The organism is Methyloversatilis sp., assembly GCF_030696805.1.
Taxonomy (GTDB): Bacteria; Pseudomonadota; Gammaproteobacteria; order Burkholderiales; family Rhodocyclaceae; genus Methyloversatilis.
The window spans coordinates 104,969-118,763 of the sequence record NZ_JAUYRO010000034.1; the positions used below are offsets into that span (position 1 = coordinate 104,969).

At 62.3% G+C, this 13,795-nt stretch carries 19 protein-coding genes and 1 tRNA gene; all 20 read right to left on the reverse strand.

All coding sequences use genetic code 11. The annotated features are described in order from the left end of the window. Positions 1–174 precede the first annotated feature (174 nt). Positions 175–618, reverse strand: coding sequence for a toll/interleukin-1 receptor domain-containing protein (locus tag Q8R75_RS04500; RefSeq protein ID WP_305626161.1), 444 nt, complete (start codon positions 616–618; stop codon positions 175–177). A gap of 477 nt (positions 619–1,095) precedes the next feature. After that, entirely contained in the window at positions 1,096–1,911 is an 816-nt protein-coding gene (locus tag Q8R75_RS04505) for a TraX family protein (RefSeq protein ID WP_305663529.1), read from the reverse strand. Further along, positions 1,896–3,050, reverse strand: coding sequence for a zonular occludens toxin domain-containing protein (locus Q8R75_RS04510; RefSeq protein ID WP_305626159.1), 1,155 nt, complete (start codon positions 3,048–3,050; stop codon positions 1,896–1,898). Before Q8R75_RS04510 ends, Q8R75_RS04505 begins: the two co-directional genes overlap by 16 nt. Further along, entirely contained in the window at positions 3,047–3,361 is a 315-nt protein-coding gene (locus Q8R75_RS04515) for a DUF2523 domain-containing protein (protein ID WP_257092701.1), read from the reverse strand. Before Q8R75_RS04515 ends, Q8R75_RS04510 begins: the two co-directional genes overlap by 4 nt. 10 nt (positions 3,362–3,371) lie before the next feature. Next, entirely contained in the window at positions 3,372–4,769 is a 1,398-nt protein-coding gene (locus Q8R75_RS04520; protein WP_305626158.1) for a virulence factor TspB C-terminal domain-related protein, read from the reverse strand. Positions 4,770–5,036: 267 nt separating this feature from the next. Further along, positions 5,037–5,252 (reverse strand): major capsid protein, encoded by a 216-nt coding sequence (locus Q8R75_RS04525; RefSeq protein ID WP_305611910.1) that lies wholly within the window; start codon positions 5,250–5,252, stop codon positions 5,037–5,039. Next, positions 5,236–5,850, reverse strand: coding sequence for a hypothetical protein (locus Q8R75_RS04530; protein ID WP_305611912.1), 615 nt, complete (start codon positions 5,848–5,850; stop codon positions 5,236–5,238). The genes Q8R75_RS04525 and Q8R75_RS04530 overlap by 17 nt, the downstream gene beginning before the upstream one ends. Continuing rightward, positions 5,847–6,059 carry a hypothetical protein gene (locus tag Q8R75_RS04535; RefSeq protein WP_305611913.1) on the reverse strand — a complete coding sequence of 71 codons (213 nt, stop codon included), beginning with the start codon at positions 6,057–6,059 and terminating at the stop codon, positions 5,847–5,849. The genes Q8R75_RS04530 and Q8R75_RS04535 overlap by 4 nt, the downstream gene beginning before the upstream one ends. Next, positions 6,056–6,232, reverse strand: coding sequence for a hypothetical protein (locus Q8R75_RS04540; protein ID WP_305626157.1), 177 nt, complete (start codon positions 6,230–6,232; stop codon positions 6,056–6,058). Before Q8R75_RS04540 ends, Q8R75_RS04535 begins: the two co-directional genes overlap by 4 nt. Positions 6,233–6,390: 158 nt before the next feature. After that, positions 6,391–6,744, reverse strand: a complete 354-nt coding sequence (locus Q8R75_RS04545; protein WP_305611922.1) for a hypothetical protein — start codon at positions 6,742–6,744, stop codon at positions 6,391–6,393. A gap of 50 nt (positions 6,745–6,794) precedes the next feature. Next, the gene (locus tag Q8R75_RS04550) at positions 6,795–7,178 is read right to left on the reverse strand and encodes a hypothetical protein (protein ID WP_305611923.1); all 384 of its coding nucleotides are present in this window, start codon (positions 7,176–7,178) and stop codon (positions 6,795–6,797) included. 47 nt (positions 7,179–7,225) lie between these two features. Then, complete coding sequence (locus Q8R75_RS04555) at positions 7,226–7,603, reverse strand: hypothetical protein (RefSeq protein ID WP_305611924.1); 378 nt, start codon at positions 7,601–7,603, stop codon at positions 7,226–7,228. Beyond that, positions 7,587–8,696 carry a replication initiation factor domain-containing protein gene (locus tag Q8R75_RS04560; RefSeq protein WP_305611926.1) on the reverse strand — a complete coding sequence of 370 codons (1,110 nt, stop codon included), beginning with the start codon at positions 8,694–8,696 and terminating at the stop codon, positions 7,587–7,589. The genes Q8R75_RS04555 and Q8R75_RS04560 overlap by 17 nt, the downstream gene beginning before the upstream one ends. 258 nt (positions 8,697–8,954) lie before the next feature. Next, entirely contained in the window at positions 8,955–9,140 is a 186-nt protein-coding gene (locus tag Q8R75_RS04565) for a hypothetical protein (protein ID WP_305611927.1), read from the reverse strand. Next, positions 9,137–9,337, reverse strand: coding sequence for a hypothetical protein (locus Q8R75_RS04570; RefSeq protein WP_305611928.1), 201 nt, complete (start codon positions 9,335–9,337; stop codon positions 9,137–9,139). The genes Q8R75_RS04565 and Q8R75_RS04570 overlap by 4 nt, the downstream gene beginning before the upstream one ends. A gap of 392 nt (positions 9,338–9,729) precedes the next feature. Further along, positions 9,730–9,805, reverse strand: a tRNA-Phe gene (locus Q8R75_RS04575). 56 nt (positions 9,806–9,861) lie between these two features. Continuing rightward, complete coding sequence (locus tag Q8R75_RS04580) at positions 9,862–10,188, reverse strand: hypothetical protein (RefSeq protein ID WP_305611929.1); 327 nt, start codon at positions 10,186–10,188, stop codon at positions 9,862–9,864. Then, positions 10,185–11,699, reverse strand: coding sequence for a sensor histidine kinase N-terminal domain-containing protein (locus tag Q8R75_RS04585; protein ID WP_305611931.1), 1,515 nt, complete (start codon positions 11,697–11,699; stop codon positions 10,185–10,187). The genes Q8R75_RS04580 and Q8R75_RS04585 overlap by 4 nt, the downstream gene beginning before the upstream one ends. Further along, positions 11,686–12,360: a response regulator transcription factor gene (locus tag Q8R75_RS04590; RefSeq protein ID WP_305611932.1), complete on the reverse strand. Its 675-nt coding sequence runs from the start codon at positions 12,358–12,360 to the stop codon at positions 11,686–11,688. Before Q8R75_RS04590 ends, Q8R75_RS04585 begins: the two co-directional genes overlap by 14 nt. A gap of 377 nt (positions 12,361–12,737) precedes the next feature. Further along, positions 12,738–13,795: chaperonin GroEL (gene groEL, locus Q8R75_RS04595; protein ID WP_305663530.1), on the reverse strand; the 1,058-nt coding region annotated here is incomplete at its 5' end.

Sequence of the window (13,795 nt, forward strand, 5' to 3'; positions counted from 1 at the left end):
TGTCCCCTATCGCTTCTATTAATCATCAGCGTCCCATTGCCACTGCTACTTACGTAACTTCCTAACCACTGGCCCCTCATTACAGCTCCCTAATTTTTTCGGCGTAACACTGAAGTTAAACTGCGGAAAGAACTGAGCACGGCTGCAATGTAGACAGTCGGATGCAACACCGCACTACAGGGTGACCAACTCTGCGAGCTTGGCCGCGATATCTGCCATTGGCTCCTCTGCAGTGCTCAGTCCACTTCGCGAGCCTAACAAGGGACTGACTTCGCGGAGCGCTTCATATGTTGTGTCGTGCACAATGGGAACGAGCAGATCACGCGCCAAGAGAGCCGAAAGCTCTTTTTCAGCGATTCCTTCTGACGCGACGCGACGCAGCAGCGCAGGGGTCACCAGCACGATGCCGACTCGCGACCTCGCCAATCCCTTATCAATTTCGCGAAGCAGCGTGGCGCCGAGGGGAACGTCCTTCTCGCTGAACCAAACGGAGACACCGCGCGACTCGAGTAGATCATTCAGGTCCTTCGCAGCTCCTTTCCGATCGTCCCACGCGTGGCAAAGAAAAACATCCCGAAGGTCAGGCACAGATGCGCGCTTCTCGAAGTTTTCGCGCACCGGCGTTAGCGTCCGCACCTCAGCGGGGGTGTACACGACCGATGACCCTGCTCGCGACCAACGTGGCCTTGCGGAGATGCTGGACCGGCCACCACCGCTCTGGCCGCCCGAACTGCTCCCACTGCTCCCACTGCTCCCGCTGTTCCCGCTTCCCCCCAACGAGGAATAGGGCGAAGAGTAAGAAGAAAATGACCCGTAGCCTCGAGAGCGACCGCCACACGCGGGACATGCCGCTGCCCCGCTCGCTGTGCGATGTCCTTCTACCGGTGCTGTGCATCTAGCCATGTCGAAGACCTCCTATTTGTGATCGCTTTTTCAAGAGTTGTGTATCTGCATCGATGAGTTGATGCGCTCCGCGATGGCTAAATCAGGCATCGCATCGCCGGCAAAAGCAGCAGCTCGCAGAAAGCATACTTGTCACCACCCCTTACGTCTATTGAGTAGCGCGATCGGGTATGCGTGCGTATATCTTTGGTGTTATGCCGCGATGGCCTGGGCGAGCTCGGCCGAGCGCGTGAGGTGCTCTGCGGCGACGATGAGGACGATGGCCAGCAGGTGGCCAGCGTAGAAGGCGAGTGACCACGGATGCCGCGTTGTGTGGCGTGGTGCTCTGGATCTCGCGTACTGCGAAGCGGCGATGATGGCCGCGATCGCAGCTGCGATGAGCGCGTTGGCGATCGGCATGCCGGGGTTCAGCATGAAGAAGGCGACGAGTGCAGCAACTGGCCAGGCTGCGGTGCTGTCGGGTTGTGAGTTGAAGAACCTGTGCAGCGCATACAGCCAGACGATGCCGGCCAGGCCGAAGGATGACGGCGACTGGATGAGCGCGACGGCGGCGATGACGATGAGCGATCTTGCGATCGCAACGGGTGTCGGGTTCTTCGCTTGTTCCACCAGGTAGGCAACGGCGGCGAAGCTGAAGAGGATGTTGCCGGCCCACCATGGGCTAAAGCCGGTGTTTGCAAAGGCGATCGCGTAGATCGGCTGTATCGCTGCGCCGGCGATCGCCAGGCGCCTGGCGGTCTGCAGTGGTGCCTTGTCTGGATTGAGCGTGAGTGCGAAGGCCAGCCCGAACAGCGGGAAGGCGAGCCGGCCGACGAGGTAGGCCAGCACCGAGGCACGATCAAACAGGCAGGTGTTGATGTGATCCACCAGCATGCAGACGCAGGCGATGGCTTTGAGCACGTCGATCTGCAGCGGGTGACGCGGCAGCAGGGTTGCCCGCAGGGCGTTGGTGATGGCGGCGGTCTGCGCCTGGGCGTGCTCGATGAGGCTGCTTAGGGCGCGCGCCATGGTGAGTTCGCCGGCACACGTGGCTGATAGGGCTGCTGCGTCGTTTGCGGTGCGGCTTCGCTGGTGCTCGTGCTCAGGCCTTCACGCGGAGCGGGTGCGCCGATGACCAGGTCGGAGGGCGTGGCGGTGCTGGCGCTGGCCAGCAGCGGGGCGTTTCTGTTCGCTTCTTGTCTGCGGTCGCGCTGCTCCGGTGTTCTCGCGTCCCAGGCGAGGAAGAAGCCGTCCTGGACGATCTTGTCGCACAGGCTCTTCTCTACGGCCAGGCGCGTGCCTTGCTGACTGTAGCAGCGGCATTCATTGCGCAGTGTGAGGCACGCGGCGGGGTACGGTGCCTGGGTCGGGCGGGTGACTTCGTCGTACACCGGGGCGGTGTAGGCCAGCCCCTGAATGCGCGGCTGCTGATCCTGCAGGTACTGCGCGGTCGTGAGCTTGCCTTCTCGGGTGCGGCCGGCTGAACTGGTGGCCTGTGCGCCGGTACCGGCCTGCTGTGCCGTGGGCTGGGTGCCACCGATCGGCACGCCTTGCGTGCGATCGTAGAACCAACTCACGGTGAAGCCGATCAGCGCGATCGCCACAACAGGAACGACAAACATCGCATACACGCGCGCGGGAATCTTCTTCTTGTGCGTGTGGACTTCCGCCGACTTGTAATAGTCGAAGATTTCCTTCGGGTATTTGAAGTTGTGCTCGATCGCGGTCGACCGCGCGGCGATCGGGTTCTCCTTCACGGACTCGAACTCGAAGACGCGGGCCTTCTGCTGGCCGAAGGTGCGAACCGAGTGATAGTGCTTGCCGACCAGGCGGCGCACGTTGCTGTCGACCAGCATCGGGTGTTGCGTGATGAACACCAGGTCAATGCCAAGGTGTCGATGCGTCTCCAGCTTGGCGACGTGCTCGGGCACGTTTGAGCCGTTGCCGCGCGGACGGAACACGCGCTGGCATTCGTCGATGACGATGATGCTGTTGGCCGGGCACTCGTACCACTTGGTCGGATCTTCGAGCTCGATCCACGGAAGCTTGAGGTCCGAGATCCCGGAGTAATAGACCGGCCGGCCTTCTAGCTCCGACTTCTGCTTGATGCGCCAGATCGAGTACAGCGTTTTACCTGCGCCCGGCAGGCCGGTCTGCAGGTCGATCATTTAACGACCCAACGTTTTACGGCCCCCTGCACGGCGGACATGGCGAGCTTGGTGGCCAGAGCGGCGAAGATGATCTGCACTGCGTCGCCCAACTTGAGCAGGCCGACGAAGCCGGAAATGTCTGCGGGCAGGCCGGACAGTTGGCTGAAGTAGCTGGATCGAAACTGATCGAGCAGCGGGTCGAGTGCCGTGTAAGTCACCAGTCCGAGGCCGAGCGCCAGAAGGACACGACCAACCAGCGAGGACACGAGGGTGAGCAGGACACCGCCGATCGAGCTGGCGGCGATGACGGGAATCAACGGAAGTGCCATGGCGGGCTCCTCAGGCGGTCGGGTTGCGCAGCACGATCAGTGCGGCGGACAGGTAGGCGAAGGCCTGGACGAAGAAGCCGAGATAGCCGGCGAACTCGCATGCCTTCTCGAAGGACACGTCGACGGTGTATCCACCCGGCAAGCCAATTGATCGCGACGCGGGGCACGTCGCGGCGATCGGCGAGGACTGCAGGCTTTCGGAGAACTTCGCCTGGGCGCTGATCGCCGCTGTGCTCTTCTCGGACTGGATGTAGTTGGCGCCGGTGTCGGTGCCGGCTCCCGCTGCATCGGCCAGATCCGTGAAGCTGTTCGAGGCGGTGGATTCGCAGTTGCGCTGATAGACCTCGCGGGCCAGTGCGCACTGAACGGCATCACCCGAGCATGTGAAGCCACCACATCCGCCCGCCCACGAGCCTTTGCCGTCGTTCGTATTCGTGCAACGCGGGTCTGCGGGATTCTTCTTGCAGAACTCGGTTTGATTCTCCGTCTCGCTCTTCGTCTCCGTGCTGTCGGTCTTGGGGGTGCCGTTGGCGTTGGTGCCGCCGGTCGTGGTGGTTGTGGTGGACGTGCATTTGCCGTCCTTGCATTCGGTCGAGGTGGTTTCCGACTTCGTCGTGGTGCCGCCCGAGCCGTCCGGCGTTGTTGCCGACTTCGTCGTTCCAGTGTCCTTGCCGCTGGTCTGCACATTGGTCTGGCCGGCACCCGGTTTGATGCAGACGTTCTGTCCATTGACCTGGCCCCATGCACCGCCCGATTTGGCGCAATCGCTCGGACCCTTGCCGGCATCCCACCAGGGCTTTGACGGATCGGTTTCAACGGTGTCGACGTCGGAGATCCCGCCGCCGTAGCTCGCGCAGTTGCGTCCGTTGAATGAGAACGGGCCTTGACCTTCGCAGTGCCCGCCGATGCGCACGACATCGTCACCGCCCGAGGGGGCATCCGACCAGTAGCACTTGACGCCACCTTGAGCGGTCGCGGCACATCCTTCGACGCAGAAGGACGCGTTGCCGTTGTAGCTCGAAGGGTCGGAGACGCTGAGGATGGCGTGATTGGCGGCGGTACCGGCAACGCGGCCGGCGACGTCGCTGCAGTCCTTCTCGCACAGGTTTGTGATCGGGTTCTTGATCTCACCCGGCGCGCATGCAACGTCCTTGCAGCTGGCCGTCGCGGTGTCGAACTGCTGACCCGCGGGACAGGTGGGGTTGCCCGAGCACACGCCGGCGTTTAACGCGCCACCGTACAAGCAGACTTGACGCGAGCTCACGAGACCCAGAAAGCCCGGGTAGGTGGGGTCGGTAGGAGTGCTGCTGTAACACCCCGGCCCCTGCCAGCCGTTGTAGAGGTAGGTGTTGTTCGGGTACTGCGCGCACACCTCGGCACCGGACCAGCCGACGCGCCCACCTTCCATGTTTGCGTAGTACTCCGTACGCGGCTGATAGGCGGCGAGTGCTGGAAGCGAGACGGCTGCGAGAAGAACGCCGAGAAGGAAGGCGAGGACAGCGCGAGTGAGCCGCAGGGGGCTCAGTAGTTGAAGATGATCCATGCGGCCCCCAGCAAAGCGATCATGACGTATGCGCCCATGATTTGAATCCCCCAGGTGAATGCCGGGACCGACCGCAGCCCCCCGGGTTACTACGCTTGAAACGGTTGATGCGAGCTGATCAGCTCGCGGTGATTACAGCGCGCGACGGATCCACTTGTAGACCGCAACACCCACCAGCACGACCAGCACGGCAGCGCCGATCGCAGCGATCGGGGCACTGGCGCCAGCGATGGCCGTGGTGACTGCGGACACATCGATGCCACCGCCACCGGCGTGCGACGGTGCCGATACCAGAGCCAGCGGAGCGGCCGAAACGAGGACACCCGCAACCTTACGCAGACGATTCATCATTGGTACTTCCTTTCAAGAACAGGGTTTGAATTGCGGCACGGCAGCCAAAGGCGACAGCCCATACCGTGATGATTGCGACCGCAATGGCCGCACCTGCTTCCGAGCTCAGGGCGAAGGGGTTACCCATCGCTTCCGAGCCCGAGAGCACCACCATCCCGCATTCACTGAGGTTTGCGGGCTGAGGGTTCTGTACGACGAGGGCACCGCCCTCGCCAGTTGTGACGCACAACATGTCCGATCCTTTCTGCTGCGGGTAATCCGGCAGCGATGAAAACTCGTTTGATCCACCCTTGATCGAGGCGACCTTGGGGCCGGTGTAGGCCGGCCCTGGGGTGACGTCCGCCAGATGGAAGGCGTACGTGTCGAACGGTCCGTTCGCGGCATCGAAGCACATGACACGGAAGGTGCCGCCGGCTTCGTATTGCAGCGTGACGCATTGGGTGTGCTCGACATCAAGCCAGCCGGACAGGGTTGCCGCTTCGCTGACCGTGTCGACGTAGCTCTGGTGGCAGCCGGTGAAATACGTCTGTCCGCCGATTTCCACACCGAACTCGTCGTACTGCGGCACATAGACGTCCGACTGGTAGCAGCTCACGATGCGCGTTCCACTCTGAGCCAGCGCGGGTACAGGCGACCGGACTGCACGCCCAGGGTGACGGACATCACTGCGGTGTCGTCCTTCTTGAGTCCGTCACCGGCAGGCGCTTCGCCGAAGGTGCCGTCCGGCAGTTCGACGATCGCGATCCGCATGCCGTTGTTCGCGCGCTTGAGCGAGCGAACGGTGCAGTGCGTGGAGAGGTTCATTGGATTCTCCGCAGCTGCAGGCGAGCTTCGACGCGGCCGTTCTTGACCTGGACGCGGCCGTAAAGTCCGACGGTGTCGGATTTGGTGACGTCGGCATCGCAGGGCACATCGCCGAACCGGCCGTTCTCCAGCTGGATGTGCGCGAGGTGAAATGCGCCCTTGATCTGGCTCACGGAGATCACGGACACCGCGCGAGACAGAAGCTGTTCGCCGGTCAGTGTGGCCGGAGCGGGCACCAGGTGCGGGTGAGACATCATCGAAATCCCTTTCGGCGGGGCTTGCCCGCAAACAGGTTTAGTTAAATGTACTTCTTAGTTAGTACTAGACAGCATTACTTGCGTTTATCAATCTTTCGGACTCGGAAGACCGGAACGAACTCGATGTACGTTTCGTACGAATTCTCGGTGTACTCCGTGTGCTCGAGTAGATGACCGTCGACCAGCTGCTCCCGCGTCGCGTGAAAAAGCATCTCCGATTGCAGGAAGCGCAAAGCAGATTCCCTGTCATCGAATTCATGCTGCTGCACGCAACTGGAGTTAACAGAATCAAAGATCAACACCCGAAACTGAGGGAAGTACTCCGAGACACCTACCTTTGCACTGCGGAAGGCGCCGGACTCCGTAGTCAGCGATAAAGTGATCAACTTGTCACCGACACGAACGTGATACATACTGACTTTTTTCATATCTCTTCCTTTCAAGCGGGTAAACCCCGTCGAAAAGGACTTCCCGGCCGCTAATTGCGGCCGTTCTTTTTTGCGGCTTGCGTGATCGGCAAGCGACGAATGCATTCGAAGTGCGGTCGCCTTGCCCAGTCCGGAACGGTCGCGCCATGACGCTCGAGAAGCGCAATCTTTTCGGACGAAAGACCTTCGGGGTACCAGGCAATACGCCGCTTCGGATAGCGCAGCTGAAGAAGGGCACCGCCGATTTCCGGAAGGCCGGCACGACCCAACGTGTTGCAGAACCACATGCCGAACTTGCCCGGCGCGGTAAGCAGCGCGTCGAACAGCAGGAACACGAACAAGAAAGGGGCGGCAAGCAGCGCCAGCGCGGTTTGCCACCACGTCGCCGGCTGACCATTGACGGTAAAGCCGGATCGGTTCAGTTGAATCTTCATGTCGTACTCCCTTCAGGTGGATGAGCGTTTCGCATGCGAAACGCGGGTTAGCCCTTCTGCGATGCTGCGCCGGACTGCTGAGTGGCCTTGTCCTGGCCTAGCATCTTGATCGGCTTCACCGATATGACCTCTTTCTTGACGTCCTTGCCAGCGGAATATTCCCGGATCTGGATTTCGGCGAGGTAGGCGTCCGCCTGCTTGAGCGAGATGGCATTTTTGCTGCCGGGCATCTTGAGGACTTCGACGCCGAGGCCCCACGCCATAGGCGCGGGGTCGTCGGCACGCTGCAGCGGGACGGTCAGGAACAGTTCGGTGTAATCGAATTGCGTGCCGTCGATGTTGAACATGCGACCACGGGCACCGAGGAGCACCCGGCGTTCGGTTCGGACTTGTTCGGCTTCAGCCATATCAAACAGAATCGACATCATCATTTCCTTTATGGCCTGTTAAGTCGTGATCCGATTCGGCCAGTTCGGCGACTAGGTGTAACGGAAGGTCCATGCCACGCTTGACCATCTGACGATGGATGTCGTCTTGCGTGACGTCGGCGACAAGATCTTCAATGCCCTGGGTGCCAATGACGGCGAGCGCCACGGCGAGCGCCGGACCGGCTGCATGACGGATGTACTTGAGCATCGATAGCCAGCCTTGCTTGACGGTGTGGCGTACCGTGGCTATGCGGGCTTGTTCAGTGTTCAGGAATTCGAGCGCCGGGTAGGCAGCAGCGAGATAGGCACCGGGACGGGTGAGCACGTCGAACGGAATCACTCGGTCTTCGGCTTTCAGTTCGAGCTCAATCCGTGTCCAGGGTGACTTCGGGTCGCCCAACTGGCGGCCCTTCTCATAGACGCGCAGGTATTTGCCGGAGAGACGACGGCCGATTGCGACTGTTCGACCCCTGCCGTCAGGCTTGGCCCAGTTGCCGAACTGCGCCATCGCAGGCGACTGCGGCGCTTTAGGCAGTTTGAAACGGTCAGCAAACCAGTCATCGAACGCGCGATCGACGTTGTAATCGCCGGCGTGATCGTCGTGCGTCAGATCGACGCGGGTGATCTTGGGAAGCTTCAGATCGCCGGATGCGAGGAAGTCGTACATATCGGCTTCCCATCCCGGCTTTGCGTGCATGCAGCCTTCGCCGGTGAGCTCGAAAAGGATCGTTCCATTCTGGCCGCCGACCCCGATAAAGCCTAAGCGACCGTCTGCGCCAAGGCTCCATGAATGTTCATAAAACTTGTGGCGGCTCTTCCGCTTCTCGAAGATGCCAAAGCCGACGATTTCTTCCAGGCGCTTCGCCAGTGCTACTGCGAAGTCTTCATCCACGACCGGGACCAGGCACTTCCACCCGTTTTTCGGGTGGATGGCGACATCGGGGAAGGTGACGGTGAGCCAGTCGATGAAGGCTTTGCCGTCACCACGGGCCGAGGTTTCAAGAAGAACGGATTCTTCTCCCCGATGGTTCAGCACGTAGCGTTCGCCGTTGCGATTGCGCGGCCAATGGGATTCAGTGGTTCGGAACATATCGGTTCCTCCCGTAACGAGATCTGGACTTGGTGGATGTCCCCCCCCTGTTAGTCAGGGGGGGCGCGGCCGCAGCCGCCGTGCCCTGCGGTCCCGGCTTGCTGCGCCCGCGCTCGAAACTGCTGATCGAGCCGCAGTCGATGCAGATGCCGGACAGGTCGGGACGGACTTCACGACGGCCGGTGGACAAGCAGGCTTCCCGCCACAGGAAGCCGCAGTCGTAACAGCGCATGAAGATCCAAAGGAAAACGGTGACGATCATTTGAGCCCCCGGCCGCGACGTTGGGCGGCGAGGATGGCGTCGGCCGAGATGCCGGCGCGCCTGGCGCGGTCGAGCTCTTTCTTGCGGTGACGCTCTTTGGAGCGGCGGATGCCGGCGGGCATCGGCGCGGCGAGCTGGCGCTCGAGGTCTTCGATGACGGTGAGGAAGCCGGGGTGGGTCACGCCAAGAGCTCCGCGAGCTTCGACTTAAGGCGAGTGACACGGCGCACCAGATCGGCTTCCAACTGCTGGAAACGAGCCAATTCAGAATGACCGCAGATCGCCAGTTCGGCGCGCACATCGGCGAGTTCGCAGCCCAGCTTTTCTAGTTGGATGCGGTCAAGCGTTGCGGTGGAGGAATTCGCGGCTGTCATGTTCATAGGCGTTAAGCACTCTGAACACAAAATTAGTTTCGCGGTCGCAACTTGTCAAGGGGTCTTAATCTCCCTAGATTCAAGCAAAGGAGATCGCAATGCGCACAGTCGAATACTTGGATGAGGCGAAGAAGAAGCTCGGAGTCGAGAGCGATTACGCACTTGCAAAGGCTCTGAAGTGGTCCCGGCCGAAGATGAGCCAGTACCGGAACAACGTGCACAGCATGGACCCTTACCATGCGGCACAACTCGCTGTTTTATTGGGGAAAAATCCGCTTGAACTGATTGCGGTGAGTAGCGCCGAACGGGCTAAGAGCGACGACGAAAAACAGTTCTGGGACAGCCTGAGGCAGGCGCTGGAAACAGAAACGGCCCGCCAAGGCGAGCCGTCGAATAAGTGGTGGCCTGGGGCGGAATCGAACCACCGACACGCGGATTTTCAATCCGCTGCTCTACCAACTGAGCTACCAGGCCACGCGAGGCCGCGATGGTAATGCGTCGGGCAGGCAGTGTCAAAGAGTTTGGCGTATTCAGGCGGCGGAGCGGGTCTGCAGTTCGAGCACGAGGCTGATCTTGGCGATGATGAGCAGCAGTTCGGCGAGCAGCAGCCAGAACAGTGCGATCGCCGGCAGGTGGCGGTCCGGCACGAAGCCGGGGGTGATGCGGCGGGTGATGGCGAGGATGCGCGCGCCGACCAGGTTGAAGGCGTTGTAGATGAGGTTGTGCTGGCGCTGGCTGCCGGCGAGCAGCCACAGCGCGCCCTGGGCAATGAAGGTGAGCAGCAGCAGCTCGTTGAGCCCCTTCAGGACGACAACGACGCGCAGGGCGAGTTCGAGCGTATCGGCGCCGGCGGTCATGCCGGGCGTCCGGCACCGGCGGGGGCTGAGTGCCAGCTCGGTGCGTCGTCGTCGCGCGGCGCCTGGCTTTCGGGCATGACGCGCGGGAAGGACACGCGCACCAGCAGGCCCGACACGCTGCGCGCGTCGAGCAGTTCGACGTCGGCGCGGTGCAGTTCGGCAATTTCGCGCACGATGGGCAGCCCGAGGCCGGAGCCTTCGACCTGGGTGCCGAGCACACGGTAGAAGCGCTCGAACACGCGCTGGCGGTCTTCGGCCGGCACGCCGGGGCCGGAATCCTCGACTTCGAACAGCGCGCGGATGTCGGCGCGCAGACGCACGGTGACCATGCCGCCGATCGGCGTGTACTTGATGGCGTTGTCGATCAGGTTCTTGAACATTTCGTTCAGCAGCACCGGGTTGCCGTCGACATGCAGCGGCACATGGGCGCGCTCGAAGCCGATGTCGATGCGACGAAGTCGGGCGGCGGGCACCCAGTCGGCCACCAGCCGCTCGACCAGACCGTTCAGTTCCAGCCGCTCGACCACATGCACCTTTTCGGTACTGGATTCGGCGCGCGCCAGCGCGAGCAGCTGGTTGATCAGGTGGGCCGAGCTGGTGGCGCTGACGAAGATCTGTTCCATGCAGGCGCGGATCTGCGCCGGGTCGTTTTCCAGCAGCGCCAGTTCGGCCTGGCTCTTGAGGCCGGTCAGCGGGGTGCGCATCTGGTGCGCGGCGTCGGCGATGAAGCGTCGCTGCGCCGCCAGATTCAGTTCGAGCCGCAGCATCATGTCGTTGAGCGCACTGATCAGCGGCCGCAGTTCTTCGGGCGCGCGCCGGACTTCGATCGGCGACAGGTCGGTCGGGCGGCGCTTTTCGATCATGCGCTGCAGCCGGTTGAGGGGGCGCAGACCGCGCGCCAGACCGAAATACACCAGCACCACCGCGATCGGAATGATGACGAACTGCGGCAGCAGCACGCCGGAGAGGATGCGCGACGTCAGTGCCTCGCGCTTGTTCAGCGTTTCGGCAACCTGCACCGTCACATAGGAATCAGGAAGGGTGGTGACCGGCTGGAACATGTAGGCGATGCGCACGTCTTCGTTGTTCACGCGGCCTTCACGGAAATACAGTTCGCCGGCTTTCCACGGCAGATCCTGCGGCACATCGGGAATTTCGGCGTCGCCGACCAGCAGGCGGCCGCTGCCGTCGAGCACCTGGTAATAGATGATGTCTTCGCCGTCGATGTGGAACAGGTCGCGCATCTGCGGCGGCTTGACCAGCGCAGCGCCGACCGGTGTCGAGCGCACCTGGCGGCTCAGCTCATAGACGCTGTCGCCGAGCGCCTTGTCGTACGGCGCGTGGGCGATGTCGTCCGCCACGTTGTGGATGATGGCGATGCTGATCGGCCACACGAACATCAGCGGCGCGAGCATCCAGTCGAGGATTTCGCCGAACAGCGAGTTGTGTTCGCCGGCCGCCTTCTCGTCGGCCTTGTTGCGACGCTGCCTCAGCTTTTCACGCGACGGCATCCGGTCGTTCCAGGCAGTAGCCGAGGCCGCGCAGCGTCACGATGCGCAGGCCGCTGTGCTCGATCTTCTTGCGCAGCCGATGTACGTACACCTCGATGGCGTTGTTGCTGACCTCTTCGCCCCAGCCGCACAGGTGATCAACCAGTTGTTCCTTGTTGACCAGCCGACCGGCGCGCAGCAGCAGCACTTCGAGCAGCGCCGTTTCGCGCGCCGACAGCTCGATGGCCTGGCCATTGACGCTGGCGACGTGGTCGGCCTGGTCGTAGGCCAGCGGGCCGACCTCGATGCGCGTCGGCATGCCGGTGCCCCGCCGGGTCAGCGCGCGTACGCGCGCTTCGAGTTCGGGCAGCGCAAACGGCTTGCACATGTAGTCGTCGGCGCCGGCGTCGAGTCCGCGCACGCGGTCATCGATGCCGTCCTGCGCGGTGAGGATCAGGATGGGCACAGCGCATTTGCGCGCCCGCATGCGCTTGATCACCTCGATGCCGGACAGGCGCGGCAGGCCGAGGTCGATGATGGCGAGGTCGAAGCACTGACCATGGAGCACGGCGTCGGCTTCACTGCCATTGGCCACGCTGTCCACCGCGTAGCCGGCGCGCTTGAGCGCTCGTACTACGGCGTCGGAAATGACCGGGTCGTCTTCTGCAAGCAGTATGTGCATGTCGCTTGCGGCCTCACGGCCGCCTCCTCGATGAGCGCGTGACTGCATTCCTCATTCAAGTGTAAGGCAGTTGTAAGCCCACCTGAATATTCTGCAGTTCTCCGTCTTTTGGTCTTCGGGGGCGCAGCCGGCACGCCGGCACCCGCTCCGGAGGGTGCCCCGTTTCCCTGCACGGGGCACTCTCCGCCACCTTTTCCTTCGTGCGTCGTTTTCCGTATTTCTCCCGATTTCGTTCCCCGCGTGGCCCTTCGTCCGGAACGATAGTGCAATCCGCACGCCTGGCGCAGAGCGATTGTTAACGAAAAAACCCGCTCGCGCGGGTTTTTTCGGAATCGGGTGACCGGGCCGCAGCCACCTTGCGGTGGCTGCGACGGACATTACATGTCCATGCCCATGCCGCCCATGCCGCCCATACCGCCCGGCATGCCGCCGCCAGCCGGCTTGTCTTCGGCCAGCTCGGCCACCATGCAGTCGGTGGTGAGCATCAGCGAAGCGACCGATGCGGCGTTCTGCAGAGCGGTGCGCGTGACCTTGGTCGGGTCCAGCACGCCCATCTCCACCATATCGCCGTACTCGCCGGTGGCTGCGTTGTAGCCGTAGTTGCCCTTGCCTTCCTTCACATTGTTCACCACGACGCTCGGCTCTTCACCGGCGTTGGCGACGATCTGGCGCAGCGGCTCTTCGACGGCACGCATGATCAGCTTGATACCTGCGTCCTGATCGGCGTTGGCGCCCTTCAGGCTGTTGCCCAGATTCTGCAGGGCGCGGACCAGTGCGACACCGCCGCCGGCCACGATGCCTTCTTCGACGGCAGCACGCGTGGCGTGCAGCGCATCTTCGACGCGGGCCTTCTTTTCCTTCATTTCGAACTCGGTCGCGGCACCGACCTTGATCAGCGCAACACCGCCGGCCAGCTTGGCCTTGCGTTCCTGCAGCTTTTCACGGTCGTAGTCGGAGGTGGCGGCTTCGACCTGCGTGTTGATGTTGGCAACACGGGCCTTGATCGCGTCTTCCGTGCCGGCGCCGTCGATGATGGTCGTTTCTTCCTTGCCCACTTCGATGCGCTTGGCCTGGCCCAGATCAGCCAGCGTGGCCTTTTCCAGCGTGAGGCCGACTTCTTCGGCGATCACCGTGCCGCCGGTCAGGATGGCGATGTCTTCCAGCATGGCCTTGCGACGGTCGCCGAAGCCCGGCGCCTTGACGGCAACAGTCTTGAGGATGCCGCGGATGTTGTTCACCACCAGGGTGGCCAGTGCTTCGCCTTCGATGTCTTCGGCGATGATCAGCAGCGGACGACCGGCCTTGGCGACTTGTTCGAGCACCGGCAGCAGATCACGGATGTTGCTGATCTTCTTGTCGTGCAGCAGGACAAGCGGGCTTTCCAGCACGGCGATCTGGCGATCCGGGTTGTTGATGAAGTAGGGCGACAGGTAGC